The organism is Bremerella sp. TYQ1 (assembly GCF_020150455.1).
GTDB lineage: Bacteria > Planctomycetota > Planctomycetia > Pirellulales > Pirellulaceae > Bremerella > Bremerella volcania_A.
In genome coordinates, this window is sequence record NZ_CP083740.1 from 3453958 (window position 1) to 3478236 (window position 24279).

Annotated in this window: 20 protein-coding genes; 10 read left to right on the plus strand and 10 right to left on the minus strand. The window is 53.4% G+C overall.

All coding sequences use genetic code 11. The features are described from left to right. Nucleotides 1-185: 185 nt before the first annotated feature. The 8 genes from LA756_RS13670 to LA756_RS13705 form a co-directional block, all read right to left on the minus strand. Nucleotides 186-743 (minus strand): phospholipase D-like domain-containing protein, encoded by a 558-nt coding sequence (locus LA756_RS13670; RefSeq protein ID WP_261362034.1) that lies wholly within the window; start codon nt 741-743, stop codon nt 186-188. A 159-nt stretch (nt 744-902) separates the two neighbouring features. Next, complete coding sequence (locus LA756_RS13675; protein WP_224435285.1) at nt 903-3032, minus strand: AAA family ATPase; 2130 nt, start codon at nt 3030-3032, stop codon at nt 903-905. After that, on the minus strand, nt 3029-3628 hold the full coding sequence (locus tag LA756_RS13680) for a hypothetical protein (RefSeq protein ID WP_224435286.1): 600 nt from the start codon (nt 3626-3628) through the stop codon (nt 3029-3031). Before LA756_RS13680 ends, LA756_RS13675 begins: the two co-directional genes overlap by 4 nt. Further along, nucleotides 3625-4899 (minus strand): hypothetical protein, encoded by a 1275-nt coding sequence (locus tag LA756_RS13685; protein WP_224435287.1) that lies wholly within the window; start codon nt 4897-4899, stop codon nt 3625-3627. Before LA756_RS13685 ends, LA756_RS13680 begins: the two co-directional genes overlap by 4 nt. A 216-nt stretch (nt 4900-5115) precedes the next feature. After that, nucleotides 5116-7959, minus strand: a complete 2844-nt coding sequence (locus LA756_RS13690) for an ATP-binding protein (RefSeq protein WP_224435288.1) — start codon at nt 7957-7959, stop codon at nt 5116-5118. A gap of 19 nt (nt 7960-7978) precedes the next feature. After that, nucleotides 7979-10882 (minus strand): DUF1156 domain-containing protein, encoded by a 2904-nt coding sequence (locus LA756_RS13695; protein WP_224435289.1) that lies wholly within the window; start codon nt 10880-10882, stop codon nt 7979-7981. Next, complete coding sequence (locus LA756_RS13700; protein WP_224435290.1) at nt 10879-14349, minus strand: helicase-related protein; 3471 nt, start codon at nt 14347-14349, stop codon at nt 10879-10881. Before LA756_RS13700 ends, LA756_RS13695 begins: the two co-directional genes overlap by 4 nt. A gap of 51 nt (nt 14350-14400) precedes the next feature. After that, a complete protein-coding gene (locus tag LA756_RS13705) occupies nt 14401-14559 on the minus strand; it encodes a MerR family DNA-binding transcriptional regulator (protein WP_224435291.1) in 159 nt (52 codons plus the stop codon). 300 nt (nt 14560-14859) lie between these two features. On the opposite strand from LA756_RS13705, the gene LA756_RS13710 reads away from it, so the two are divergent. Genes LA756_RS13710 through LA756_RS13725 form a run of 4 tightly spaced genes read left to right on the plus strand, consistent with a single transcriptional unit; the run spans nt 14860 to nt 17309 of the window. Beyond that, on the plus strand, nt 14860-15228 hold the full coding sequence (locus LA756_RS13710; RefSeq protein ID WP_224435292.1) for a DUF1257 domain-containing protein: 369 nt from the start codon (nt 14860-14862) through the stop codon (nt 15226-15228). Then, nucleotides 15225-15419 (plus strand): DUF2997 domain-containing protein, encoded by a 195-nt coding sequence (locus LA756_RS13715; protein ID WP_224435293.1) that lies wholly within the window; start codon nt 15225-15227, stop codon nt 15417-15419. Before LA756_RS13710 ends, LA756_RS13715 begins: the two co-directional genes overlap by 4 nt. 56 nt (nt 15420-15475) lie before the next feature. Further along, nucleotides 15476-16957, plus strand: coding sequence for an AAA family ATPase (locus tag LA756_RS13720; RefSeq protein WP_224435294.1), 1482 nt, complete (start codon nt 15476-15478; stop codon nt 16955-16957). A gap of 37 nt (nt 16958-16994) precedes the next feature. Next, a complete protein-coding gene (locus tag LA756_RS13725; RefSeq protein ID WP_224435295.1) occupies nt 16995-17309 on the plus strand; it encodes a hypothetical protein in 315 nt (104 codons plus the stop codon). Here LA756_RS13725 and LA756_RS13730 read toward each other — a convergent pair. Further along, nucleotides 17306-17527 (minus strand): helix-turn-helix domain-containing protein, encoded by a 222-nt coding sequence (locus tag LA756_RS13730; protein WP_224435296.1) that lies wholly within the window; start codon nt 17525-17527, stop codon nt 17306-17308. The two genes, LA756_RS13725 and LA756_RS13730, sit on opposite strands and share 4 nt — an antisense overlap. 111 nt (nt 17528-17638) lie before the next feature. On the opposite strand from LA756_RS13730, the gene LA756_RS13735 reads away from it, so the two are divergent. The 3 genes from LA756_RS13735 to LA756_RS13745 all read left to right on the plus strand — a co-directional run bounded on the left by LA756_RS13735 (nt 17639) and on the right by LA756_RS13745 (nt 20197). Beyond that, entirely contained in the window at nt 17639-18847 is a 1209-nt protein-coding gene (locus LA756_RS13735) for a hypothetical protein (protein ID WP_224435297.1), read from the plus strand. Nucleotides 18848-19049: 202 nt separating this feature from the next. Continuing rightward, the gene (locus LA756_RS13740; RefSeq protein ID WP_224435298.1) at nt 19050-19925 is read left to right on the plus strand and encodes a hypothetical protein; all 876 of its coding nucleotides are present in this window, start codon (nt 19050-19052) and stop codon (nt 19923-19925) included. Nucleotides 19926-19936: 11 nt separating this feature from the next. Further along, entirely contained in the window at nt 19937-20197 is a 261-nt protein-coding gene (locus LA756_RS13745; RefSeq protein ID WP_224435299.1) for a hypothetical protein, read from the plus strand. Here the strand turns inward: LA756_RS13745 and LA756_RS13750 are convergent. Continuing rightward, nucleotides 20189-20803: a hypothetical protein gene (locus LA756_RS13750; protein WP_224435300.1), complete on the minus strand. Its 615-nt coding sequence runs from the start codon at nt 20801-20803 to the stop codon at nt 20189-20191. The genes LA756_RS13745 and LA756_RS13750 overlap by 9 nt on opposite strands. A gap of 108 nt (nt 20804-20911) precedes the next feature. Between LA756_RS13750 and LA756_RS13755 the strand changes: the two genes are divergently transcribed. The 3 genes from LA756_RS13755 to LA756_RS13765 all read left to right on the plus strand — a co-directional run bounded on the left by LA756_RS13755 (nt 20912) and on the right by LA756_RS13765 (nt 22713). Then, complete coding sequence (locus tag LA756_RS13755; protein WP_224435301.1) at nt 20912-21124, plus strand: hypothetical protein; 213 nt, start codon at nt 20912-20914, stop codon at nt 21122-21124. Nucleotides 21125-21180: 56 nt separating this feature from the next. Continuing rightward, the gene (locus tag LA756_RS13760) at nt 21181-21375 is read left to right on the plus strand and encodes a hypothetical protein (RefSeq protein WP_224435302.1); all 195 of its coding nucleotides are present in this window, start codon (nt 21181-21183) and stop codon (nt 21373-21375) included. Between the two features lie 132 nt (nt 21376-21507). Continuing rightward, the gene (locus LA756_RS13765) at nt 21508-22713 is read left to right on the plus strand and encodes a hypothetical protein (protein WP_224435303.1); all 1206 of its coding nucleotides are present in this window, start codon (nt 21508-21510) and stop codon (nt 22711-22713) included. Nucleotides 22714-24279: the final 1566 nt, after the last annotated feature.

The window sequence follows — 24279 nt, forward strand, 5'->3', positions numbered from 1 at the left end:
GCGCTTCTCCGAAAGCGTCTTGTAATCTTGGTCCATGAGAACTTCCTTGGGCTGTCGATCGACGGATACGGCGTTTGCGACACAACCACTCCGAAACCCAGTGGTACTTTGCTGAATTAACGGAGGTTGGATTGATTTGCCTGATGGGATTAGCTCTGGCAAGTGATGCCATGCACTAGAAACAGCTATCCTGCGAAGAACTGCCGTTGACGTGAACGTGCAGTATCCCCGAAGTAACCTTTCCACCATTCATCCGTTCTCAAGTGATTGGGCTTTGTGCCTAGTTTGCTGGCGTCAACTCCCTCCAGGAACTCGCGAAATGCGTGATGATTATATAGCCGCATGAACTCGCCTAGGTAGATGTCGGCGACTCGATTATTGTTGCGGACAATCAACATGTTTTCATCGTTCTTAGTCGATGAAGCTTCACTGAAGTTGGCTGAGCCGGCGATCACGATTGGCGAACTTGTGAGCGGGTCAATCAGAATGAACTTATTATGGATGTAGCGGACGTTACGATTTAATCCAGAATCCTTCTCGGATAGCCAACGGTCGAATTTGGAACGGGTCAGTTTTGACCCGATCGCGAATCGGTTCTCCTTCATCCTGCGAAGTGCGCTAATCTTGGCTTCCTCTGCGCCCCGCTGTGGACCTTTCTTCATCGGACGAGTTTTCTTCTCCATGACAGCGTATCGCAATCCTGCCGAAGTGTTCCGGTAAACATCCTGAATGATAGCGTTCATTCCAAAGGCGAATGTCGCGAATAGGCCATCGTTCGCTTTCAATCCCAGATCGGCGTAATACTCCAGAGCGTCTGTTTCACTGCGCGGACTGAAAACGGACGTAGTACCGACTGGTAGAAGTCCGGTACAGGCCTTTTCTAAAATATCAGCAAATTGCCTCTATTCTGCACCGACCAAACGTCGGGGTGAAACATCAGCTTCAACCTCGTACTGCTCGATGTCAGGGCCAGAGCGACTCCATCCACGCAACTCAATTACTGAAGTCCTCTTTCCGGGGCTCGCCGGGCGAAGTTTTCTCGCCAACAGTTCGCCAAACCGAGAGTCGTGAGTCGACACGAGTAATTGGCGTTCATCTTTGGTTCTACGAAGCAAATCAACCAAACCGAGTAAGTTAATCTCATCCAGACTCTGAATTGGATCATCAAGCACCGCCGCCTGGACTGGAATGCTGGGAAGGGTCAAGTTGAATGACAAAAACAAAGAAACAGCCAGAGCATTCAATTGTGAGCTCGACAGAACCGAAGATGGCTTCTCCGATGACACCACGGCCTCTTCATCCTTAATCACCGCGTTGAGTCGTCCCTTTCCGCGACTTAGCGATGTAACGAAACTGATAGCCCGAAATGCCGGGTGTGGATCTATTCTGGCGTATATCCGTTGAAGAAACGGCTCGATGTCCCTCAACCGCTCAACCGCTATCTTTGAGTTGGCTTCTCGGAGCTCCTCAATTATACGACGTGCTGTACTGTATGCTCTTTCACGTATTTCTATTCTGCGTGAGTTTTGAAGCAGCTCCTGTCTTGACTTTTCAAGTTCTGCCTCCACGACCAATAGGCGTGCTTTTGCTGACTCTCGAGCAAGATTCGCCGCCATCAACTCACCATCGCGGACACATTGCACGGCAAGCTGTTCTTTGACCTTGAGCTTCTCCAGAACAGGCTCTATCTCTTCCTCAATCTTGCTGGGGTCAACACCAAGTTCCTGACACAGACTCGAAACGTCTACCTTCCACTGTTCATGCTTTGCCCCTTGGGCCTTTACGTCTCGAAGCTTAGCTTCACACTTCGAGACCTTCTCAGTCGACTGCTTTTCCCGCTCCAGAAGCTTCTCGATGGAATTCTCTGCAGCAACTGGCTCAGACGGACCTTTCTCTCCGATCAGCTCCTCCAATCGTGCCCGAGTAGCATCAACATCGTAATCTTGCTGACACACGGGACATCGCTCCTCGAGCAGCCGAATTGCTATCTCCGCAAGGGCTTTGTGTTGCTCAACAAGCTCTTTGGCTCGCACGCGTTCGGCCCTCAAAGATGCCGTCCTTTCCTGAGCGGACTTGATCTCCTGTCGCACATCGGCCAACTCTTTTCCTGCTTGATCTAGCAAGACTTGAGCCTCAGGAATTGCCTCTGAGTTGAACTCTGGTTTTGAACCAGCTAATTCTCGAAGTTGAACCGCCGATCCCTCGAGGCGTCGCTGTTTAGCACGACTTGACTCTAGCCGCTGAATTGCATCAGACACACGTGTTGCTGCGTCTGGCGAAGACGGTGCAGGAACGTTAGGTACATCGACGACAGTGCCAACTCTTTTCCACCAGACTTGCCATTCAGGAAGCTCTCCATCGGTCTTTGAATCGACTGTTTCTCGAAGTCGCAATAATTGGGATTCGAGATCCTGAACCCGCTTGGAGAGCGGGTCGCTTTCCTTCGCCAACTTTCCGGTAGCGATCGCCCAGCTGCGACTCTCCGATTCAAGTTGGCTCTGAAGTTCGTTAAGCCTTCCGGTGCCGACCAGCTCACTAATCACGCTGAACCGATCTCGATCTGTGGTCGATTCAACAAAATCTCTGATCCTGTCCTGCTGCAAGTAAACGCATCGCGTTAATGTCGATGAGAGCACAGAATTCTCGTCGTTCGCGGACGCAGCGTCCGGCCACAAGCTCTCGATCAATCGGGCTTTGGCAATACTCCCTTTTAGCTGCTGTCCGTTCTCGACAACCGAAACTGAGTGAGAATCGCTATCAATGAGCCTTATGATGCACAATTCCTCGCCATTGGGCTGAGTGAGGCGCAATGTCGTCCTAGCCTGCCCGGTTTCTGAGTAAAGCGATATCACGCTTCCATTTTCGCCCAAACGCGGAAGCTGTCCGCACAGTCCCCAGTGAATGGCGTCCAACAAGGATGTCTTTCCAAGGCCATTCGCACCAACCAAGATTGTCGCATCAGCACTTAAATCAAACGCGACCGTCTTTGGAAATCCACGGAATCCAGATATTTCAATGTGCTTTAGCCTCATGGTCCGTCCTCCAGTTGGTAAACGGCTTCGAGCATTGAGGCCTGCTGCTCATAGGCATCAACGATGGCCTGAATCTGCTGACGGGAAAGCTCCGGACCTGAAATCAAACCTGGAAGCTGTTGCAGAACATTGGAACTGCGAATACTCCCCTCTTGAGTGCGAATCGGTAACAACGGTAACAAGCATGCTTCGACGTCACGAAGCTCTCGGAGTTGGTCACCTGTAGCCAGTAACTTCCTTACGCGGCTGGTGTTGTAGCGTATGTCGTGTGCACGAGTGCTGTCTCGTGACGGCACCAAATCTGTTGACATAAGTACAAGGTAAGCTTCCCAGCTCTTGCGATCTGACCTCGTGAAGTTTTCGGAGATCAACTCCACAAACGAGGTCTGAACTTCAATCCAAGTGGCTTTCAAGTCCTCCCACGATTCGAAGTACACAACCGCTACCACACTATACGCATCCTCGAACACACGCTGATAGATGCTGTCGAATCCGACGAGCTGCTCATCGCCTACAAATGAAAAATCGTTCCTTGAAAGAACGTCCACGACTTCGCCGAGGATTTGATCTCTAGTCAGCACCGCATCGCTCGTCATGACATTATCTCCTGAATTATCCTCGGATCCTCACGCAGGTCGTCGATACTCCACATCAACATCCCGCCGTCCGCATCAATGATACTGTCAGAAGGCGTTGAACCGACGATATCCATCGGTGCCGTCGTTTCCGAGGTTTTTTTTCCGGTGACTCCACTTGCAAGTACTTTTTGGGGCGTGCTCGCACCTCTGCGCCGGCGCCTCACTCGCTCCTTTAGGGCAGTCTCCAACGAGTTCCACCGTAAGTGCTTTCGCCAGCCTGAGGCCAATATGATCCTAACTTCAGGTCCACTAGAAAATGAAATGGATACGGTCCCGTCTTCGTGGAATTGAGCTGAACCGGATTCGTGGTGGAGAATAAAGGCAATAGCGACTACTAAGTCCGCAAGTGCTCCGATTTGTTGGGGATCTGTGGTCGAGTATCGGTCATACTCTTGGAACCACGCTGCACGAAGTTCTCCAAGACCTAGAAGACCTAGGTTCTCAATATCCGAATACAAGGTGACCAGTAATGGTTCAAGTAGCTTCTCGTAGTCTTTGTTCGACGCGACCCACTGTTCGCGAACGGCTAGAACCTGCCCCTCGCTTCTAACATCGCTCAGCACTTTTCGCACGAAGCGTTCTGCAAGTTGTGACATAAAGTCAACCCATCCGCAGCGGATGCAATTGCAAATCTCGATGCCAACCTCTTGCACAAAGTGGGAATTCGCTGGATCACCAGGATCAGCAAGCAGAAGGACAGCATTTTCCTTAAGGCTATTCCGGAGTTTTTGCGAGCTATAAGTGAGAACACCGCAGGATGACCCAAGTCCGGCAAAAACCGTCACTGGGGCAAGCGTGGCGAATCTTGCCATCGACTCTTCCCAGCCGTCCTTCCAAGCATGGTCAAGTGATTCTTTAGTCAAGATCCAAGCTTCCGGCGGAGAATCCACGCTTCGGTGCAAATAAATGATGTTGCGCTGCCCCATATGCGCGTGATCCTCCGGGCCGTTCAGAACAACAACCTCATTACGAATGCCCAACTCACTAAGAGCATGGCTGAATGCCAAGTCGAAATTCAAGGTGACGATATTGGATACGGCACCTTCGACCATTAGAGCAACGGCAATCAAATGGCCTGGGTTGGGCTTGGCATTGCGAAACTCAGTGGTTGGCAATGCCCTCACCAAGTCTCTCTGGCTGCCGGTCTTCTGAGCAACAACTTCGGCAACTTGCGAGAGGTTACAAGGATCTGTGCAATCGCCCGCATTCAGTATTCCGTCATCAACCAAACGCTCGTGCGCTGATACGGAGCACTCCCAAGCCAAGGGAAGCCTTGTTGGATGCTCAAACGAGCACCCCGCCCCGGTGACAAGGGCAATCTTGCCTCCTTCAGGAGATGAAACAGCTCTCAGCAAGTCGCTTGGCAATGTCACACTGGCCCCCGCTTCATTATCTGCGGTTTTGTTGACTCCGCCGCCGAATAATTCATTGAACGCATTTGGTTTTTACTCCCAACTCTTTGTGCTGAAACCGAGACTGGCTGCGTTTTCTGAAACGGCTCTTTTGATCTGGTCCGATGCTCCTTCGGGGAACTCGGCGCTTATCTCGACGGTGACTTTCAACGACGCATTCGGGTCCGACGAGAGCAGATTGATGATCTCTTCTGCGACTTGAACCATGCCCATCTTGGCTGTCGAAGGGTTGATTTCGACCGATCCGTAAAATGCCTTCAACGTTTCGCTGGGTGGTGGTTGTGTGCCATCGCCTCCAGTTCCACCGCCGGTTGATCCTCCGTCAGGATCTGGTGTTGTTCCACCGCCGGGCGAACTATCTCCGTCGCCTCCAGTCCCTGGATCGGATGTTGACAGGGGCTCAGCAATGCTCGCTTCGTATTCTGTGGCGGCTGCTGGTTCGATCAACAACAACGTATCATCGAGTTGCACATTGGAATCTCCGAACTTGAAGCCGTCGTACTTGTCTCCTGACTGGCCGTAGGCGGTCCCAAAGAAGTCTTTGCTTGCGGCTCCCTTAACGATCGCTTGCTCCAGGACACGGCGATTCTTCAGTCGCGGGAGATACAAATAACGGAGTGAATCCTCCCAGAATGTCATAGCAGGGAGGACCTGCTTGTCGTCTTTCCAGTAAAGCTCTTGGAGTTTTGATCGCAGGTGGATTGGCGACCATGTGTTGATGACCAGTTCATTTTCCTCACAGACCCGTTCGACCTCAGGGCCGAATCCACTGCCACTCGTGTTGAGCTGGAATGCTTCCACGGTCGGCGTCTGATCCGTGGGGTTGAGCAGGTAAGGACACAGCACCCAGCGGAAACAATCGCAAACGACGCGCGCTGCTACAGCTTCGGCGGTTTCCAGTTCCTTCTTGGCCTGATTCTCTTGCAGGCGATCAATGTTCAAGCGACCTTCTTTAACGTCATCGACAATTGAGGCCCAAGCGAGTGCTGTGCGAATCGCATCCTTCAAACGACTACGGGAAGGTTGATCTGCGGCTACAAATATTAAGCGATTTCCGCGGTACCTCGGTTTGGTTCCGTTGTTCTTGACGAATTCTTGGACTGCTTCAAACGCGTTGAATGACTCATCACGGGAATAGGCGTTTGCTAACGGTAGCAATACCAACCGAAGTGAAGTGTCGTCTGGGACGTCAGCATGTGGCGTAAAAATGTGAGTTCCGTCGAATCCAGTTGCCCCAGCCGTCAACTTCTTCAGCAGTGTTGCTACCTTGCCAACGACTTCGTTCTTTTCGTCAAATCGACCTTTACGATCTTCCATCTCGCGTCGGAGATTGGCTCGGACATCGAACCAGAACCGGGTCGATTCCTGAGCCTTGTCGCCGGAGCTGTTGAGATAGTGCAGGCGGTCTGCGAGTCGATTCAGGGCATCGACGAAGGTGGAACCGGTCTGAGCCGGCTGGAGACAGCCCAATAGGATCCGGCCTCGGTCAATTCCTCGTGTCCCGGCTTTGGTCCCACCTGCTGCCGGAGCACTTCCCAGGAAGACCGTCCGGGCAACTCGCCGAGCCGCACTGACGGCTCCGAAGCGTGGTTCTTTGCTCTCCAATGCGTTCGTTTCGGCTCTTTCACCGTCGATATCCTTTTCAAGGACCGCGTCCCACCCGGCACTCAGATAGTAGGTCAGCTGATTACGGCAATCTCCGTCATAGAGCGGCAAGCTACCCGGCATAATCAAGAAATCGGCGTTCTGGTCCTTCCACACTCGGTAAATCACCTTGGCCATGAGTTGCAGCACGCCGCGGGTCCGCTGAAAGCCTTCTAGTGTCGTCCAGTCTTCAAACAGGCGGTCAAAAACCTCTGGATGAATGGGAAAGGCCTGAACCAGGCGATCGTAATACCGTGATTCTTGGGTTTCCGAGGGCATTTTGCCCCCTTCGGTGATGTATAAATCCGCAAAGGCGCGGCAAATGGTATCCCTGGCTTCTTCGTCCCGAACCTTGTCGAAAAGCCGTCGTCTGACGATTTCAAAGGCTTCTTCGGTGGCGACAGGTTTCCAGAGCGCCTGAACCCGGCCAAACGTCTTTTCCATCGCCCGAAGGGCTGTCACTCCCCGCTGACTGCCCGCTTCCAACTCAGATTCCGGTAGCGAAGCCAGGACAATGGCGTTGGGAACGAGTTTGGTCGCCTCGGTAAGTGACTGAACGAAGGAGAGGTTGGTGTCATAAGAGCCCCCGCTGACAGATCCCGATTCAGGGAACTGCCGGATGTAGGCCACCAGCTCGTCGATCAGAATTACGCAAGGCGCGTAGTTCTCCATCACCTGTTTGAGAGTGTCTTTCCCTGGGGAGGTACCGTTTTCGTCGGCATCTTTGACCAGCTTATAGGCCTCTTCGCCGCCCAGTTGCCAAGCGAGCTCACCCCAGAGTGTACGGACCGTTTGTTTGCCGTGCTTGCGGGGTTGTCCGGGAGCAAGATCCGCCCCGTCGATAACTGCTACCCTGGCCTTCGGAACGTCCATCAGGCCGGCTTGGTCCAAAAGACCAGGGATCCCAGCAAGTTCGTCCAGCGAGCAATCGCGAGTAGCCATGTGATAGACGGCCAGCATGGTATGAGTTTTACCGCCACCGAATGCTGTTTGTAGCTGGATCACCGGATCGCCGCCTTTGCCGTTTAGTCGTTTGGCGACCGACGTCAGCAGCAATCGCATTCCGTCGGTAATAAAGGTGCGATCATAGAACGCCGTTGCGTCCTGGTATTCACGAGTTGCGTTACCCGTATGCACGGCAGTGATATCCGCGGCAAACTCGGATTGCTGGAACGTGCCTTCGAGCACGTCGGCATGGGGGGCGATAACTTCTCGCCAGGGCTTTAAGCTCATTGGTATGCGTTCCTAAGGTCTAAAACAGTTCCCGTTGTTCGATTTTCGGTGCAGCAGATTCGATTGCTGGCCATGAAGTAATGAGCTCGTTGTAAGCCCGGGCGTCTTCGGCCCAGCCCTTACGCTCGCATAGTGTGTAAAGGCGATAGGCAAGTTGTCGAGCTGCTTCGGCTTTTGAGGCGACACCCTCGAGCACCTTGCCAGCTGCGGATTCGCCGCCTTGCTTTAAAGCTCGGATCAGATGGTGCAATGCTTCCCAGACAGGGGTGCGGAAATCTTTGGAGGGATCCCAATCAGCGGGATATTCATTCCACTTGAGAAGCCGAACCTTACCTCCACCACTTTGAACGACCCCCGCTTCAGCCAGTCCATTAACACTTGTGTCCTTTGCACGGGCAAGAACATCCGCCGATCCAAACACATTGTTCTCCCAACCATGTTGTTCAAACCAGTGCAAGCAAAATTGTGTATCCGAATCGAAGTCGTCCTCAGCCAAGAACCGATTGATTAGTTGAAGGGCGTTTTTTACTGACATTGCGGCCCCATCCGCCTCAAGTACCGCAGAGTACTTCGAGAAGACTGCCATACCTGGCCCAATAATCGCTTGAGACAGATCCACCGGTGCTACAGGTGACGGAAGCTCTTCGGCTTCACGTGTCATCGCGTCCATTGCCGCAGGTAGCGTGGTGTTCAATTCGCGTATGAAGTCCCGACGCGAAATAGAAGTCGAAGTTGTCGTACGTGGCCGACACACCAAAACTATTGATGAAGCGAGTGCGTTTGACCCAGCATCTCGCATACGACCTGAGCGTTCAGTTCTAATGGGCCAAGTACCAGTCACTGCGAGACCGGAATCCAATACTGCCTGCAAAAATGTCATCCATCCCGCAGAAGAAGTTCCCTCTTCATTGGAAGTGTCAGACTGTTTGAATGCGTAATAGATTGTTATCGGAGCTGCCGGATGGGCCTGTTTCGCGATGTTTTCCATCGCTTTCGCCATACCCTTCAAAAAGAACTTTTCCGCCTTGTTCTTGCCACCATGTCGGAAGGCTGTCGCTACTAACTCGTCGCTTTTGGGCGTATTGATAGTGGCGAGCAACTCCGGAAAGCAATCTCGCAAAGTCCGTCTCAGCCAAACGTAAAAAAAGTCCGATAGATCCGCATATCCTATGTTGTCATAGTACGGAGGATCCGTTGAAACGAATGGCTTGCAGCCAAGTATTGGCGGATCGGTTGCACTGTGCTGCTCGATAATGCCAACACGACCAGCGGGAGCAACTCCAGCTAAGCTTCCCGCGACAATGTTAACTGAGGCTATGAATGTCCCCCCAATATCTTCAAGCGGATTGAGTTCAACGACATCCCAGAGAATTGGTATTGCTTGACGCGTGAACAAATTATTAGGGCGACTTTCCTTAGCGTTCCATGGCACCAAGGCACAGTTGTAAGTTGCGGTTTTATCTAGAGCGAAAGTGAGGTACGTTGCGAGAGCTTCAGAATAAGCCAGTGCACCAGAGCCGCCTCTACAAAGCGGTGTTTGATCCTCTGGATACCCTGCCGCTAACGCCTCACTTGAGATGACTGGGATAAACTCCTTAATCACATCACTGATCGTAGTTAAGGCAACTTTCTGTCTTTCCAAGAAGAGTTGGTCAAACCGCTTCATGCCGTACAAAAGACATGTCATTGGACGCGGGTCTTCAGCAATTGGCACCTCAATACTTTGATCCCGATGACGTAGTTTCGCTGAATTCGCAGTATCTTCATGAAAAGCTGTTGGGGATAAGTAAGTTCGACCTTCCTCACCAATTGCAACAATGGCCATCAACACTTTGCCCATACGCCCGGCCATAGCTTCCGCTTTTATATACTCCGGCTCTATTGGGGTTTGTGACATTACGCAGCGAAATTTCGCACCTCGTCCCGCCTTTGTGCCTTTTTTGGCTGAACTCGGCGGTGTTCCATGCCTCACAACAAACGAATAGCCGACGGATGAAATGATTGGTTCGACAAAGGCCTCTTTTCCTTTCCTGCTACTTAATACGAACGTAGTGGTTAGAGGAACGTCGACATGTGAAAACGCAGGATTGGGGCTTTTTACAGATCGGGCCCACAACCAAGCGATAACAGGTAATTCACGTCCACGGTGCGATACATCTTCCTCGTCATCTCTCATCTGGACGGATGGTGAAATCGTTGGGAAATACTCGCCTATTCTTTTCCGAACCTCCTCGAGAATCCTTCGCCCGTACTTGCGGATATCTTCTTCGATTCCTGCGATGCCTGACCACTCACGATCAAGCAGACTTTTTTCGTCTCTTGTGGAACTGTTTGCTGCCGGCTTCCCAGAAAACCTCGCAGGAAAGTCAACCATCGCTTTATTGAGAAGGACTGCAACCGGATTAAGGTCTGTGGCGTGTGGAATTAGCCCAAGACGCTGGGCCTCGAGCGGAATGGTGCCTCCTCCTGCGAACGGATCGTACACAGACGGGAGAGACTCGGGATCAAAAAGTGTAGGTGATTCAGGGTGGTCTTGATTTAGTTCACACACGTCCTTCCATGATCGACGAATTTCCTTGTGTGCAAGTGCAAGCACTTCAGCATCATTCGTGTTCTCCCATACAACCAGCTGTTCAATAATCTGAAACAACCGCTCGCGTTGTTTTGTCCAGTGTCCCTTAACTTGCGAATTAGGCGTCGCGTTTGGATTGCGAATCCTCCACACATCTTCTGGGTCATTCACAAGTTGCGAAAAAATCACGGCCCGAGCTGCAGCCAATGGTCGTTGGGCCCACCACTTATGAAGTGCGGATGGATTTCCTCTGTAAATGTAACCTTCCCTGACGGAGGCCTTGTTGATTACGTCGAGCGGCAAAGCTACTTCAATGAGTTTCTTTGGAGAAATAACAGGGTGTTCCGTCATCGCAGTTGCTCTCCTCGTTCGAGCAAGTCTTTTACATTGAAATTGATCGACGACGTTCCCCAGGGTGGCTCGCTATCGAATGGCGTCTTTAGGTAATGAACACTCTTGATTGATTCGTCTTTATTGATCTGCACAATCGCCAATATGAACTTGTCAGCCTGATTCAAGGCATAAAGCATTTCGTTGCGGGTTACGGTTACGGTTTCTGCTCCTGCAGCACGCCCCTTGACCTCAATGTGCTTCGCGTCTGGCTGCTTGCCATCAACTGAAGGGGGATAAGACGTGATATCCCAACCGCACTTGGCTGCCGCAACATCTTCGACGCGGCAACCCTGTGACTGTTCAATCTCTGTGATCGCATCCATCGCCAGTTGCTCAATTCGCATTCTCGCGACCTGGTCGTGAGATAGTTGACCTGGAGAAGGAGCGTCGCCTCTGAGTTTCTTAAGCAGTCCAGCTGGCAAGACCAACGCACCACTTAATGCCACGGGTGTCCCGGAAGTCACGTGCCGCATGGATTGCAGCGACTTCTTTCGATTATCCAGTCGGCCCTGGAGGTCATTGATCGTGCGACGGGCATTTTCGAGGTTCAGGCGGACATCTTTGCCTGCTTCTTTATCCTCACTGAGCTTCATCCAGCGATCGGTCCAGAAGTCGATTTCCTTAGTGAGCCGCTCGTTGACGGCATGGAGCGTCTTATCAACGTGAGCAATTCGACGCCCTGAGACTTCCTTGAAGTGTTCGGGGACAAGCGTCGAAGCGGCGAGTGCCAAAGCCCGCTGCTCGTGATTCCCAGTCAACCACTCAGCTTCAAGCTGCTCTCTGGCCAGTTCTTTGGCATCCTCCGGGACCGGCTCCAAATCGAGATGAGGTGCCCAGCCTGCGAATGTCGCTTCACCCTCATTCGTGACTCGCACGAATTGCAGGCGTTTAGAGATGACTTCACCATCACCCGATTTGACTTCGTGAGTCAGCATGAACAGCAGCCACGGTTGGTCGCCATCATCCGCAGGGTCAATGAGCACTGCACCTTGCTGTAGCAGATTTGCGTTTTCCTCAAGGATGATATCACTAACCGCCAGCATCAGCGGATGACCAGGGTGCAGCATGACAGCTGGGGCCATACCAGGCTTGTCCAGAGGTTGGACCGCCTCTTTGGTAAAGCATACCCGTTCGTATCGCCTCAAAACCGGCGTCTGATCCCGTCGATTTCGGCCCGTGATGCGGCGATCCCGTTCACGTAGAGAGGCCGGAACATGTGTGACCTCAAATCGCTCACTCTCACGGGGGTGCATTGTGCCGCCGACCCGATTAAATGCTTCGGTGAAGAACGATCGCACGAAATAGGGTTGCAACCGGCGCGCTTCTGCCTTTTCCATCTCTTCCTTGACGGAAAACAGCCGTTCTGGCCCAAGAGTTTCCTGGGATAAAGCATTCCGGTTGAGAATCGACTTGAGGTGTTCTTCTCCGAATGCGTGGTCGATTTGCTGCTGGAGCTTGGCTCGCGTTTCCGGAAGATCACTGTATTTGATCGCATCCATAAGCAGGTTCTTGAGGCTGACCTCCTCAAAAACCTCGCCCAGGATGTCGAAAACCCGACCTTTCAAGGCGACGTTCTCGACTTCAAGTTTTGTGAGCAGCCGATGGTAAACATCACCTTCGCGGGTTTCTTTGGCGACCAGGTTCCAGAGATGGCAAACCTCAGTCTGGCCGATACGATGGATTCGACCGAATCGCTGTTCCAACCGGTTTGGATTCCAGGGCAGGTCATAGTTGACCATTAGATGGGCGTTCTGGAGGTTGACACCTTCCCCAGCAGCATCGGTGGCAATCAGGACGCGGATGTCCGGATCGCTACGGAATAGGGCTTGGGCCCGACGGCGATCATCTCGTTTTACGCTGCCATGGATAGTCACGATGGCGTCCATGTCGCCGAGAACGCCGCCGATCTTGGCATGCAGGTAATACAACGTGTCCTTATGCTCGGTGAAGATGATTAACTTTCGAAGACGACCGTTCGCATCCTTGAGTTCTGGAGCGTCTTGCAAAATTCGGGACAATTCATCCCATTTGCGGTCTTCACCGGAACCGACCACGTCTTTGGCCTGCTGCTCGAGTCCTTCTAGGATCAGAATCTCTGCTTGAAGTTCCTCTGGAGTTTGCGAGGCGGTCGCTCGATCGACCAGTTCTTCTTCGAGCTCCTCTTGCTCCTCCGCATTCAGGTCATCATCATCTTCGGGCGGAGCTTCTAAAGTCTCAGCCAACAGCCGTTGCCCCCGCTGATGCAGCTGCTCTTCCCGAAGCCGCTTTTCAAGCCGGTCGCGTCTGCGTTTGAGCGACTGGAAGATCGCCTCCGGACTAGACGCCAATCTCCGCTGCAGGGCCGTCAATGCGAAGCCAACGGATCCTTTCCGTTGACCACCGAGGGCTTCTGCCTTGCCCATTTCTGTTTTCACGTAATTCGTGACGGCTTCGTAGAGAGCTGCTTCCTTGTCTGAGAGCGTATAGTTGACCGTATAAGCGCGTCTCTCGGGGAATAGCGGAGTACCATCAAAGCGTACCAGCTCTTCCTTGACCATCCGACGCATGACGTCCGAAGCGTCGACCTTGTGAACACCGTCACGGAACTTGCCATAAAATCTGTCGGAGTCCAGTAGCGAAAGGAAGAGCTGATAGTCCTCTTCCTTTCCGTTGTGTGGAGTGGCGGTCATCAGCAGTAGATGTCGGGAGACACCACCGAGTTGCTCTGCCAGGATGAACCGCTTAGTCCGTTCCAACTTGTTTCCGTAATAGTGGGCGGAGCACTTGTGGGCCTCATCGAAGATCGCCAGATCCCACTGGGCGCTACACAACTTGTCCCGTAGTTCCTCATTGCGAGACATCTGGTCGAGTCGAAGAATAAGTCGGTCATGATCTTCAAATGGGTTTCCGCTAGGTGAAGCCAGCTCCAGCTCTCGCGAGAACACTCGAAACTCTAACCCAAACTTTTCCCAGAGTTCGTCTCGCCACTGTTCGACGAGACTACCTGGTGACACGATGACGATTCGCCGGGCATCGGCCCGCATGACCAGCTCGCGGATGTAGAGGCCAGCCATGATGGTCTTACCAGCACCGGGATCGTCGGCAAGGACGTACCGGAGTGGCTGCCGCGGCAGCATGGATTCGTAAACGGCAGTAATCTGGTGGGGCAGTGGTTCGACGTTGGACGTGTGCACCGCCATCATCGGGTCGAACAGGAACGCAAGGTCAATTCGCTTGGCCTCAACGGCCAGCTTGAACGCTTCACCATCTCCCTCGAACGACCATGGGCGTTCCGCTTCGGCGATACTGATGTTCTCTTCATCAGCTCGACCGAGAAGCCGGTCCTTGAGCGATCCGTCACCAGTCTTGTAGATGACTTGGACGGAGTCGTCAGAGATAGGAACCAGAGCGGCAATCGTGGCGACGCCCGATGCTTCAAGTCCCACGAGAGACATTCCGGGTTGCAGGTCTTCGATTCGCACCATGCTGCGTGGATCTTACCCTTTCTTGGCTCGTGGTTTCTGAGTTGGCTCGACAATCTGCTTCAGGAGGCTTTCGAGGTCTCCGCGTCGAAACAGCCGATAGCCGTTGACGGGATTCCGTCGCATGCTGAACTTGCCGGCCTCCGCGTACTTTCTCAGGGTTGTTTGAGACACCCCAGGATTTCGGCGGCTTTCGCAGTCTTCAGACAATCACTCAGCTTTTCCATTCGCCGCATCTTCGGTTTGTGGAGATGACGCCCCACGTGAATGTCGCACCAGTCTATCAAAGTCTACCCCCCTTCGGAAAGCTCGTACTAAGCCATTGTTCTGGGGGCATATGACACGTTAGGTCCGTTTGTGCCAGGATAGCTAAATTGACCGAAAAAACACGTCAAGTAAGACGTAGGGAGTGGCTTAGCTATTCCGAGGCAGGATTTTCCTGGATATTGATCTTCGAGAAGAAGGAGAGCCTCTGTGTCACACATCGTTTCCATTCAAACCGAAGTCCGCGACCCTGCTGCCATCCGGTCAGCATGTGGTCGCCTGCGACTTCCCGAGCCGATTTTCGGCAAAACCAAACTGTTCAGTTCGTCGTCGACGGGCTGGGCAGTTCAGCTACCTGATTGGCGTTATCCCGTCGTCTGCGATGTCGCCACTGCAAAGATCGCGTTCGACAACTATGGCGGCCGTTGGGGTGATCAACGCCATCTCGATCGCTTCCTGCAAGGATATGCGGTCGAAAAGGCCAAGCTAGAGGCCGTAAAAAAGGGGCATTCGGTCATCGAGCAAACACTCGATGACGGTTCCATCAAACTCACTGTAAATGTTCGAGGCAATATATGAATCGAATCATCGAAATCACGGTCGCCACCGACGGGCAAACCCGCGTTGAAACCCAAGGCTTTACTGGCTCCGATTGCCAGGCCGCGAGCCGATTTCTGGAAAACGCTCTGGGCCGGCAACAAGACGAACTTCTCAAACCGGCTTTTTATCAGTCGGAGACGCTACGCCAGGCAACCCAGACCGGCATTTAACACTTCTCTTAGCTCTCTGCTTAACTAACTCTCACCTCCTATTTTGGAGTCTTTCTATGACGCTTATTCAGCGGCTCGGGGAGTACGTGCGCGCGTGCTTCACGGGCCTGTGGATTGAATCGCACGAACATGAGGATGCTCTTGTGGCTGTTGCGCAGCTTTGCCTGCAGGAAAACTGGCAATTGGCAACATGGGATCTGGAAGCTGGGCTGCGATCGCCAGCCAGCGAAGCCAACTCGTCAGCCGGAGATCCTCTGGGAGTGATCCGGACGATCAACACGCTCGCCACACCGGACGGGACTACCTTGGTCATCCTACAGAACTTCCACCGATTCATGCAGTCGGCCGAGATTGTTCAGGCACTCGCCAAGCAGGTCATTGCCGGCAAACAAAACCGTACGTTTGTCGTGATCCTTTCGCCAGTGGTCAGCCTACCTGTGGAACTGGAAAAGTTGTTTGTTGTCTTGGAGCATGAACTACCTGATCGCGAGCAGCTGCGGGAGATTGCCGAAGGGATTGCGACCGAAGAGGGTGAGTTCCCCGACGGCCAGGATCGGGAGATACTACTGGATGCCGCCGTAGGACTGACTCGCTTCGAGGCAGAAGGCGCGTTTAGCCTGTCACTCGTCCGAGATAACCGGCTCAGCGCAGCGACGCTCTGGGAGCAAAAGGCTCAGATGCTCAAGAAGAGCGGGCTCCTGAACCTCTACCGCGGAGGCGACGACTTTAGCCGACTTGGTGGGCTTTCGGCGTTGAAGGCGTTCACGAAACGTGCGTTACTTCAGCCGAGCCGAAACAATCCGCTGAAACGACCTCGGGGCGTGATGCTATTGTCGCCACCTGGCTGTGGCAAGTCCGCGTTCTGTAAGGCCCTTGGAAGCGAAGTTGGCCGCCCCGTTCTGATTTTGGATGTTGGCAGCTTGCTGGGTTCGTTAGTCGGACAAAGTGAAGAGCGAACTCGGGCGGCACTCCGCACAGTTGATGCCATGACTCCCTGCATCCTCATGATCGACGAAGTCGAAAAGGCTTTTTCCGGATTTCAGGGCAGCAGTGACTCCGGAGTATCCGCTCGCATGTTCGGGACGTTCTTGTCTTGGCTCAATGATCACGAGTCTGATGTCTTTGTGGTTTGCACAGCCAATGATGTCAGCAAGCTTCCCCCGGAGTTCAGTCGCAGCGAACGATTCGACGGCGTGTTCTTCGTCGATCTACCGGGACAGGAAGAGAAAGATGCCATTTGGAACATCTATCGAACGCTGTTCGAGATTGATCCAGAACAGCGAGTCCCCAGGGATGACGACTTCACGGGTGCAGAGATCCGAGCGTGCTGCCGGCTTGCCGCCCTATTAGACGTCTCGCTGACGCAGGCCGCTCAGTATATTGTCCCCGTCGCCGTGACCTCAGCAGAGTCGGTATCGCGACTGAGGCAGTGGGCCAGTGGTCGATGTCTGAATGCCTCTCAGGCTGGAATTTACCAAGTCGGTGCGGCACAAGCGAAATCCCGACGACGTGTTTCCCGTGATCCGTCGAGTAACTAGTTCGAGGAAACCTCAATCGCCTCGTAAGGAGACGTCAATGCTCAACGAACGCCATCTGGCAACGATCCGGGCTGCCCTTCGGTATTGGCACGACGAGATGGCTTCGCACGATCACACTCTGTCGAAGCCATACTTCCAGGAGCTTGACGCCGAACCACTCAATCCCGAAGAAGTATCTGAACTGATTCGCACGCTTGAGTCGACTACTATTCGCCCGGTCGTGATTGACGCCCGCACCGGGCAGATGATCGATAACAGTGCCCGGGTGTGTCAGGAAGAGGATGAAAGCCCGGGAAATGCAGAGCAACCACTTGAGGCTGCTCTGCTATTTAAAGCGAAACCCAAGGACTAAAGACCCTGCATGAGTTCCGCCAAGGAGATGCCGAGCGTCTCAGCGATTCTTTCAATATTGCGTAAGGCCAGATTCCTTTCGCCACGCTCGATTCCGCCGACATAGGTCCTATCGAGCTCACAAGCATCGGCAAACGCTTCTTGGGAATAGCCTTGCTCTGTCCGTAGTTCCCGGACTCGCTTGCCAAATCGAACGAGAATGTCTGCCGTGGTTGCCATTACGCCAATTAGGCGGCAATGACTACCATAGCACCACGGACTATAAGTATCATTGATTTGGGACCCATATGCAATTTAATCAACATCCCATTTGGGAAAGGAGCCTAGCTGATGCCGAAAAACGATGATCCTGATGATCAAGACGTAAGAATTGCCGGGCTCGACAAGCTGGCCTTCCAACTTGGCAGAGCCATGCGGCACGTTCCAGAGCTTGGAACGGGTGTCGCCATGGTGACCGTCGTCGTGGTTGCGCGAGTATTAGGTATCATCGGTGTGACGACCAGTGCTGCCTTGATTGCCGTTGGAGTCATTTTGCTCGCCGTGAACTTCTACTTCCGGCTTGCACGTAATTCAAAGAAGGCAACGACTGGTGCTGACGACGATTGCGTAGAGGCTATTCTCGTTGAAGACAGCTTGCTGGAATCTACCAAGGTAGATAGAGCCAGCCAGAAACGTCCAGGCGAGGAATCCCTGCCATCCGCGGTAAAGGAGTTCTTTCACGCCAGTCCATTTCTGGGCATGGGGGCCGGATTATTGCTGTTGGTTTTAGTGGGAGTGTTTTTCAATTGGATCGACTCTTCAGGGGCATTTATGATCTTCGTGCTTGGTTGCATGGGTTTGTATGCACTGCATAGTTGGGTCGAGTTCACGAAACTCTCGTGGCTGCAGAAGTTCGGTACCGTGCTGGCCATGCTGGGGATGATGGCGTTCGTAAAGTACGTCGACAACCAGAAGAATGCTCGTCCCAAGTTGCCTCCCAATGCTCAGCCGAGAGCGTTAGCCAATAGTCCGGTGGAGCAAACCGGAAAGACTACTCAGACGCTTTGGCAGGCAGCCGTCGCCTCGCGTCACCTCCACCGGTTCGGTCCCCCAATGTCGCCGGTCAAAAGCAAAGAGGATTTTGACTCAGTGATTGCCAATATGACCAAACAATTCGACAAGACGAGAGACTCGTTTCGCTCCGCTTCGCACGCCGATCCGCAGCTACGGGAGTTAGTCCAGCGTCTCGTGGCGACGGATGAGAGGGAGCTGGCTTGGGCGAACGAACTTGCCACATTTACGAACTTTGAAAACCAACCCCGAGAAGACCTGTCAGCCGCAGAGGCCTTGAATCGGATGGCCGAATTGACAGAGGAACAGTGGGTAAAGCTTCCTCCGGCGATGCAAGACTGGTTCACGGAATTGTTCAGTATTCTGGAAGAGCGTCAGAACCAACGCACGGAAATCGAGTCGATGCGGCATGTCCTTCGCACTCGATATCCCAATCAATCATTTCCACTGCCCGAGCTTCCCGCTGAACCGGAGGCTCATGACCAATAGCTCGCATTTAGCCAGTCGATGCGACGTCGAAGAACAAATCTTTACCCGTTAGCCTTGGATGACTTCCTTTGTGGTCGTTGTCCAAGGCTATTTTCGTTTTGTGGGACTAGACCTTTATTGTATGAGGCCAAAAGCAATGATCACTTCTACGGACAGTGAATTATCGACAACGAGAACCCCGTCGCAGCGAATGCTGACAACCATGGCAGCTGCCAGGCTGAGCTTCACCTGGCTTGGCGTGCGTAAGTCCCTCAACTCGCATCAAAGGGATCAAGCCGCTGATTCATTCGGAGCCGAAGGCAAGTTCCTGTCGGCCGGCAAGAAGCTGCTCGACACGTCGCACCCGGCTTTCAAGGCGGTAACGGCCATCCGAGGCCAGGCACTTCACTACTGGAAAGGCATGAGCCTGCCGTTTCCCGAACCGGGCATCCGCCTGATTCGGCAAGATGCGATCGGTCAATTCAATGGTCGTATTGCTGAGTTTCAGGAAGAACTTGCCGAAGCTGTCCAGGAACTCGATCAGCACTTCGATGAGCTTCGCCAAGCCGCCAGAAGTCGTCTCGGTGCGTTGTATCACCCCGATGACTACCCACCGACGCTGATTGGCATGTTTGCGATCGAGCATGACTACCCCAGCGTCGAACCTCCCAATTATCTGCGACAGCTCAATCCGGACCTGTACGAACAAGAGTGCCGGCGAATGCAGTCACGTTTTGACGAGGCGGTTCAGCTCGCGGAACAAGCCTTCCTGGAGGAAATCTCCCGTCTAGTCGATCACCTTACTGAGCGTCTCAGTGGCAACTCAGACGGTAAACCCAAGGTCTTCCGAGATTCGGCGGTTGGCAACCTGACTGAGTTCTTCGAGCGATTCCGAACGTTGAACGTGCGGTCTAATCCGGACCTGGATGCACTCGTACAGCGTGCCCAGCAGATTGTGACTGGGGTCGAACCACAGCAACTGCGTGACGAGGAAGGCCTGCGCCAGCAGGTAGCCCGTCAGCTCGGAGCTGTCCAAGCCTCGCTTGACAACCTCCTGGTCGATCGACCTCGCCGTAATATTCTCCGCCGGCCGCGATAAGGAATTTTGAAATGGAACTTCTGATTGAGACCAATGGTGCCATACGATGTGTCTACGACGAGGCTTTGCCCCTAGGCTCTCTTGGTCGATTGACGATTACTCGCGGATCGCATGTCGAACCGACTCAGGCGGGCCAATGGACCGCAGACCTCTCTCCCGTGAATGGACCACTTCTGGGCCCTTTTGACTCGCGTACCGCAGCTCTCGCCGCGGAATATCGTTGGCTGAGTGAGAACTGGATTCCTCATCGCGCAGCAAAGTCGCTAAAGTAGGCCCGCCACAAGGCGAAGAGGTTCCCCGGCTTCGACACGTCGGACGTGAAGCCACTGAATCAAGTTGGCATTGGGACTAAACGGATTGGAGCCTGCCGGATCACGACCAAGCAGCGGTTCCAATCCGTTGATGATTGGCCCCAATAAGTCGACCAAGGATCGACGGCTGGTTGTCGTGATGGCGACCCAAGCGGGTTGGCTAATTGGAGGCGAGTTGTAACTTTCGGCGATAGCGTTTGTCCACTCCTGCTTCCAATCCCCTGCCGACTCGGAAGGTGGAACCGAACGCCATTCGATGTCGAGCACTTCTCCCCTAGGTTGATTTAAGAATCCCGACTCGACGACGAGACCTTCTGGCTCATTCCATGCTCTCGTTGCTGCGATCGAGTTCAACTCTCGGAATCCGTCGTGGTAATAGCCCGCCCTCTTGAGAGCGTGCATCGCGGGTCGTACCAGGTTGTCAAGGTGGACGTTGCGATTGGGTTCTATCTGGAACCTAAGAATGACGTTCGACAAGTCATTGGCAGTGGCAATCTGATCCATCCACTGCTTCTCTTTCGCATCTTCGCCACCAACCGGTGAACCTGCGACTTCCATTCTGAACATCTGCCCTCCCCTTTTCTATGGTGCCGTGTTTGTTATCGGCGCTGCTTCTTGCTCCATCGCTCGCGATGGGGATCTGATTCCATCATTCTTAACAAGGATACCTGTCTTATGACTCAGACTGAAATTGTTTCTGCCGTTTCTCGTGCTACCGGCGAAGACCTCGCTGAAATTCGTCGCCGAGGATTTTCGATCGCCGATCCTTTCGAGATTGATTTTGACCCAGAACCTGACGATCTCCTGGCCCAGTCGATCGACTGGGATAACGAAGAGCTTGGTCAGCCTACGCCCATGGCAGGCCCTATCGATCACATGGTTGCTTAGCGTCCTTTGTGTCGACCGGTCCCCGGGAGTTAATCCCTGAGCTTACGGGAGCGCCCATGAAATCTGACTACGAGGACGCGGTGCATCGCTTCCTCGCTTGGCTCGCGATTGCCTGCTTGATCGCGTCTGTCCATGCTGGCCCCGTCGCGATTCTCGTTTGGCTGGCAACCGCGTTTGTAATGACGGGAAGCCGATTCCCCCAACCGCCTAACGGGCCAAGACGTCGCCACCGACGCCGGCGTCGCCGCTAACCAACCTTGAATAACGTGCAAGCCTTGCCCTTGAACTTTCGAGGTCATCTCGCCGAGGGAACAGCTTGACCACAATCGGCCGCCAATATTTCCCAATCGCTCAACGCAATAACCAAGAGAGGAATATCAACCATGGCTATGATTTCGATTTCCGGAAAAGTCCTCCAGCAACTGCGGACGATGGTTCGCAAAGGTTTGTGCATGAACAAGCGACAATCCAATCGCCCGATCACGTTCATTGCCAACCAACGAGAATTGAGTATCAGCATTTCGAGCGAGAACGCGATCCTAGAATACAGAGAGTCGGGCAGCTTCGTCCCTGTTCAGTTCGCTGCCCCCCTGGCACTCATGCGAGAATGTTCGGCAAGCACGCGAACTGATGTTCTCATTAAGGCTGGCAATGAAGTGGTAGACGTCTCCTGGTTCGAGGGAGCCATCCCGCAACAAAAGCTGTTTCCACGTTTGCCTGCGAAACCCCTACCTCGCGAACCAGAGCAGTGGTGCAGCAACAACTCAGAGCTAATGACAGCTCTCCGCGATGCAAGTGGGACGGCCGACTCTGAATCCAGCCAATACGCGTTGAATTGTATTCGTCTACGCGGGCATGACGGTCAACTCGCGGCCACGGATGGACGACAACTGCTCGTCCAAGATGGATTTTCGCTTCCATGGGAGGGCCAGGTGTTGATTCCTGCCAGTCCGCTGTTTTCCTGTGCTGACTTGCAACGTGGCACCTCAACCGATGTTGCATGCCAGGAGGCCTGGGTAGTCTTCCGGAACGGTCCATGGTCAATTTGGCTCAAGATCGATAAGACGAGTCGATTTCCAGAGGTAGACTCACTTGTGCCGACGGCAGTCCATGGGGATAGACTACTGGCATTAAATGACGAGGACGCAGCATTCCTGCAACAGAACCTTCAGCATCTTCCCGGCACAAATGCGGCCAATTCACCGATCACGGTCGATCTCAACGGCAAAGTTGTATTCCGCGCTCGGGATGCGGAAAAGTCGTCAGCATGTGACTTGATTATGAGCCGGTCGCGATGGACGGGTAAATTCATTCGATTCGCCGTGAATCGTCACCATCTTGCACGAGCAGTTCAGCTCGGCTTCCGGAACTTCCAGGTGGATAGGCCGGAATCGCCCGTTGTTGCCAAGTCTGATCATCGAACGTTCGTATGGGCCAACTTGTGTCAAGAGAGTGCGTTTCCACCGTCGGACGACGCTATGCAGGTGGATTCGGCTGATTGCTCAGTCAAAGCAAGACGCCCCGATCCACCAATCAAGCGTGACTCACAGCGCTCGCAGAAGAAGAGATCCGCAATGTGTGTTAGCTAGTCTCCCAGACAGCCCTTGTCCGTCCGGCCAGCCAGGCCGGACGGATCGATCTCCTTTTTTTACCTATGCGCAAGTTAAGATTGGTACTTGATCGGAGACGGAAACTGGAGAAAAAACAATCGGCGAAGCGTAGATACGCGAAAGACGAACATCGAGGTCTCACAGGTCATGCAGCCCGTCCATATCGCATGGGAAAGCCGCAGCGGTACCTTCCAGGCTAGGCGCAGCAGGGACCTGGCCGACACCATCTGCAGTGGGCTGGGCGTCTAGAACCAGCTATGTTTTCAGGTCAGCTTGGGGCAGCCCACTCCCGACCATCAGATCCTGCTGGGGAAGAAAGCCTTGCATCGTTTGTAGTCCTGAGCCTACGGGAAAAGAGGTCGATCCCTCATGGGCTACAGCAAGATTTTTGACGTGCGTGTCAGCAGCGGTCCAACTAAGAGCGTATTGCTGGGAGAGGCGAAAGGCCGCCGACCTTATTACTCTCGAACGCAATCCTTCAGCTGGCAACATCTTACGCACACTTTCATCGCTCCCTTCGTGCCACGGTAGACACCGACAGCGTACAAAATGCTCCCTCTTCGCAGGTTTTTTCCCTGAGCCAAATCGCTGTGAGAGCTCTGAGAGCTATTCTTGCTGTCATCCGGGCTACGCTGTGGGGCGTCTGACACCGAACTGGCCTTGGTCATGTCGCATTTAGACCCGCAGAGCGACGCAGTGCTTGGGGTATCTCCCCTCTCATGGGCTGCGATGCCCCGAAGGTCTTAGGAAGAACGATTCGTGTCATAGGACGGCCTCGCGGAACGCCAGGGTCAGAGCTAATGATTTCGCCACCTAAACCCATAGCTTCGGCGCATCGCTTTCGTAACGGAATTGTTCGAGCGGGAGGCTTCGATGTATCGCTTACTGACTTGGAGCCGGCGAATACTTGGACTCAATACGGCGAATCCCACGATAGGGCTCGGAGTCAATACGTGGCACGATTGCCCGGGCGTTATTCAACGAGTAGACCATGGGTGAACGCGATATTTTGCACAATGCTATGAACAGAGAGTGAACTAACAGCGTGCGACTACGTCTCAACTGTCACGACACCGGAGTCAGTTTTCGCCACAAATCATTGCAAGACAGCCTGTTATACGATTTCTGCGTAATCCAGCGATCGAGCCTTCGTACGCTACTGATGCAAATCGACCAATGATTTTATCGCTTGTAGAGACCCGGTTTGGCTCCAAATGCGCTGTTTTGGCTACGCTGCGGGGAAGATTGATGTGAGTGAGCCTAGGCCAACTTGGCATTAGAACCCGCAGAGCGACGCATACCCTCTATGCTCCCGTCTTCTGAGCGGCAATGGCCTAAAGACCTTGCGACGGTCATAGTTCTTCACAAGATGGACGCGCCAAACGCTAGGCTCAGAGCGAATGATTTCACCTGTCAGACCCTACACGGCTAGACAACGGATTGCCGAGCGGAAATTGGTTTTTGCCTGGTACGCTTCGGGTATTTGCTAACAAACTTGGCTCGCCGCAAACGCCCCAGGATGGCAGGGGTTTGTCCCCAGTTAAG